Here is a 4,660-nt window from a genome sequence, read left to right on the forward strand (position 1 = left end):
GGAGTGATCAGGGGGAAATTCAGGGACTTTTTCCCTGAAAATTAGGTAATTGACCCCCTCAAAATCGGTAAAACCCCACACCCCACACCCCACACCCTACACCCTGCCCCTAGGAAAAACTTTTTCAGCAAACCCTAAATATGGTCGAGCATGATGCCAGTTCAATTATCGTTGCCGTTGTATCATCAACTTTCTCAACCAGAGGTGATTGAATACTTGACCAGCGATGGGTCAGCGGGCTTATCAGCAGAAGAAGTGGCCAGTCGCTACGAAAAATATGGCCCGAATGAACTGCGATTTAAGCCTGGGAAACCAGCTTGGTTGAGATTTTTGGGGCAATTTCATCAGCCGCTACTCTATATTCTCTTGCTTGCGGGTACTATTAAGGCATTTTTAGGGTCTTGGACGAATGCCTCGGTGATTTGGGGAGTTACTCTGATCAATGCCATTATTGGCTATGTGCAGGAAGCTAAGGCGGAAGGTGCGATCGCTTCCTTGGCCAAAGCCGTAACCACAGAAGCGACGGTGTTGCGAGAGGGACAAACCCTGCGGATTCCATCTCAGGATTTGGTGCCAGGAGATATCGTTTTATTGGCATCGGGGGATAAAGTGCCGGCGGACTTGAGGCTGCTGAAAGTCCGCAATTTGCAGGTGGATGAGTCTGCCTTGACCGGGGAATCCTTGCCCGGGTCAAAAGCGATCGAACCCTTACCCGGGGATACGCCCCTAGCAGAAAGGACAAACATGGCCTACGCAGGGAGTTTCGTTACCTTTGGACAGGGCAAAGGGATTGTTGTCTCTACGGCCAATGCCACCGAAGTGGGGCAGATTTCCCAGTCGATGGAAAGCCGAGTCAGCCTTAGCACACCCCTGACCCGTAAATTTGCCCAATTTAGCCGCACCCTACTCTACGCAATTTTGACCCTAGCAACCTTGACCTTTGCCATCGGGTTAGGACGGGGGAAATCTTGGATCGATATGTTTGAAGCTGCCGTTGCCCTCGCAGTGAGTGCGATTCCAGAAGGGCTGCCGGCAGTGGTAACGATTACCTTGGCCATTGGGGTCAACCGCATGGCCCGTCGTCATGCGATTATTCGTAAACTGCCCGCAGTGGAAGCATTGGGGAGTGCGACCGTCATTTGTTCCGACAAAACCGGAACCCTGACCGAAAATCAAATGACTGTACAGTCCATTTATACTGAAGGGCAATATTACGCCGTTAGTGGTGGTGGCTATAGTCCCAAGGGCGAAATTAGTCTGATCACCGATGGCAACCCTGGCAGCCCGTTTGCAGAGGAATTACCCCCGGCCCTAGGGGATTGTCTGGTAGCTGGTTTGCTTTGTAATGACTCCGGGCTAAAACAAACGGGAGAAGATTGGTCAGTGGTGGGGGATCCTACGGAAGGGGCGCTGATTGCGGCCGCCGCCAAAGCAGGTCTCAGTCAATTGGGGCTATTGTCTTTAACCCCACGATTAGATGCAATTCCCTTTGAATCTGAGTACCAATACATGGCAACCCTGCATGATGGCATACCTCGCCTGATCTATGTCAAGGGATCGGTTGAGTCGCTAATGCGTCGTTGTTCCCAGATGATCGATCGCTATGGTCAGATGACCGCGCTGAACGCCCAACAGATCGAGCAAGCGGTAGAAACGATGGCAGAGCAGGGTTTACGGGTGCTTGCCTTCGCCAAAAAAGCAGCCGCGACCCATCAGCATTCTATCGACCATGAGGATATCGAAACAGGCTTGGTGTTTCTAGGATTACAGGGCATGATTGACCCGCCTCGTCCAGAGGCGATCGCTGCTGTTCATGCCTGTCAAACTGCTGGGATTCGCGTCAAGATGATTACTGGTGATCATCTTGTCACGGCGCGGGCGATCGCGGAACGGATGGGCATTAAAACGGCAGCACAAGTCTTAGCATTTGAGGGAAAACAATTAGCGCAAATGGATAATCATCAACTGGCCCAAGCGGTGGTCGATGGATCGGTATTTGCCAGGGTTGCCCCTACCCAAAAACTGCAACTGGTGGAAGTACTCCAGTCCCAAGGAGAAATCGTGGCGATGACGGGCGATGGTGTTAATGATGCGCCGGCTCTCAAGCAGGCCGATATCGGCATTGCCATGGGGAAAGGAGGAACGGAAGTCGCCCGGGAATCTGCTGATATGCTCCTCACTGATGATAACTTTGCCTCGATCAAGGCCGCTGTCGAAGAAGGACGCACCGTTTATCAAAACTTACGCAAAGCAATCTCCTTTCTCTTACCTGTCAATGGTGGCGAATCGATGACGATTCTGATCAGTACTTTACTGGCACGAGATTTACCGATCCTCTCCCTACAAGTACTCTGGTTGAACATGATCAACTCGGTCACGATGACTGTTCCCCTGGCCTTTGAAGCAAAATCCCCCAGCATTATGCAGTCACCACCACGCAATCCCAATGAACCTTTGATCACCAAAAAACTATTGCGCCGAATTTTGGCTGTTTCATTGTTTAACTGGATTCTGATTTTTGGTATGTTTGAGTGGGCTAAATCGACCACAGGAGATATTGCCGTTGCCCGCACAATGGCAATTCAATCCCTTGTGGCAGCACGGGTTATCTATCTGCTCAGTATCAGTCAATTAGGGATGAGCCTAGTGGACTACCTGCGTCGTCAGTCAACCTCGATTACTAATGCACCGATCCTAATTTTGGGGATTGTGGCTGCTGTTGCCCTACAAATTTTGTTTAGCCAATGGGGGGTGATGAACAGTCTGTTTGCAACGGCGACCCTAACCGGTCATCAATGGCTAATCTGTTTGTTGCCGATGCCGCTCATGGTACTTTGGGCAATTTTTGCCAATGTTATCGATCCTCCTCATTGTCATGGAAAATAACTAATCGTCAATTCTTGACCGCAACTACCAAGACTGGCGGTTTTTATTCCCCTAATTGCCAGGTTATCTCTTCACCCGCTCGTAACGGCACCAGTCCGGATTCGGGAAATGGCAATTCATCGGGAATGCGCCAAGGGGTTTTGGTTAAGGTGATTTGTTCGGTATTTCGGGGGAGTTGATAAAAATCTGGACCGTGAAAGCTGGCAAACCCTTCCAGTTGCTCAATTGCATCGACACTCTCAAAAGCTTCTGCGTACAACTCTAGGGCGTGCAGAGCCGAATAACAACCCGCGCAGCCACAGGAACTTTCTTTGCTGTAGCGAGAATGGGGCGCGCTATCGGTCCCTAGAAAAAACTTGGGGTTGCCCGATGTGGCCGCTTGCAAAAGCGCCAAACGATGATCCTCTCGTTTCAAAATCGGCAGGCAATAAAAATGGGGACGAATGCCACCGGTAAAGAGAATGTTTCGGCTAAATAATAAATGTTGGGGCGTAATTGTGGCGGCGACATTGTTGTTAGCAGATAGAACAAACTTGACCGCATCGGCAGTGGTAATGTGTTCAAAGACGACCCGCAGTTTCGGAAATCTTGTTATCAGTGGGATTAAGTGCTTCTCAATGAACACTTTCTCTCGATCGAACACATCAATATCACCATCGGTGACTTCTCCGTGCAGTAGTAGCGGCATATCTACCTGCTCCATCGCTGCCAAAACGCCATCGCACCTACGAAGGTCCGTCACCCCCAAGTCGGAATTAGTTGTCGCACCGGCCGGGTAGTATTTCACCGCTTTGACAAACTGGGAGGCTTTCGCCGCCACGATTTCTTCGGGACTGGTATTATCGGTGAGATATAGGGTCATCAGTGGCTCGAACTGTTGACCCTCTGGAACTGCTGCCAGAATGCGCTCGCGATAGGAGGCAGCATCAGCCACTGAGCGCACTGGGGGCTTTAAATTCGGCATGATAATGGCACGGGCAAACTGACGCACCGTATGGGGTAGAACCGCTTTCATTGCCGCACCATCGCGGAGATGAAGGTGCCAGTCGTCGGGTCGAGTCATTGTGAGTCTTCGCATTGTTCAATCATACAACGGTTAGGGTTCCCACCTCACCCAACACAATAAGCTGCCCGCGTATTTAAATTGCTTGTTGAGATGAGGCAAGAGGCAACAGGCAAGGGGCAACACCTCCCCTTGCCCCTTGGGTCGTTTCATTCTCTCTTATGTCATTCTCTCAAATCCTTATCTGGCAACGTTTTTAGTCGATTTCTCGGAAATACATAGCTGAAAATTTTTAAAAACGTCGTGCTTTAGACATCTCCAAAAATTATAACCCAGTCACAGCTTGCTTTTAGCCTGTGTACTAATTAATAAGTAGTTCGACGGCTGAAGCGTATATCTATCGTTGCTAATTCAATGGCTCTTCGTTACTTGGTATGATTCGATCAGGGGGCATAAATCGACTAAATCCTTATCCGGCAAGAGACTTAATTGATTAGCTCGTTCTAGATCGAAAACAATTGACAAAAATCGCCAAATGTCTTTCTATATAAGGGTTTCATCCCTTATAAACCCCCTCCATTGCATAACACAAACCGAAGAACCAATTCAATTTCACTGAAAAAATATGAGGGCTCTTCGTTACTTGTTATGGTTCGATAGGGGGGCATAAATCGACTAAATCCTTATCTGGCAAGAGACTTAATTGATTAGCTCGTTCTAGATCGAAAACAATTGACAAAAATCGCCAAATGTCTTTCTATATAAGGGTTT

The 4,660-nt window shown here is 49.1% G+C and carries 2 protein-coding genes; one reads left to right on the plus strand and one right to left on the minus strand.

Annotated features, from left to right (window positions below):
- Positions 1-153: 153 nt before the first annotated feature.
- The gene (locus tag O9332_RS01415) at positions 154-2,886 is read left to right on the plus strand and encodes a cation-transporting P-type ATPase (protein WP_288023347.1); all 2,733 of its coding nucleotides are present in this window, start codon (positions 154-156) and stop codon (positions 2,884-2,886) included.
- 43 nt (positions 2,887-2,929) lie between these two features.
- Here the strand turns inward: O9332_RS01415 and pyrC are convergent, their stop codons facing one another.
- Positions 2,930-3,964 carry a dihydroorotase gene (gene pyrC, locus O9332_RS01420; protein WP_288023345.1) on the minus strand — a complete coding sequence of 345 codons (1,035 nt, stop codon included), beginning with the start codon at positions 3,962-3,964 and terminating at the stop codon, positions 2,930-2,932.
- Positions 3,965-4,660 lie beyond the last annotated feature (696 nt).

The sequence above is a fragment of the Microcystis sp. LE19-10.1B genome (assembly GCF_027530565.1).
GTDB classification, from domain to species: Bacteria; Cyanobacteriota; Cyanobacteriia; order Cyanobacteriales; family Microcystaceae; genus Microcystis; species Microcystis aeruginosa.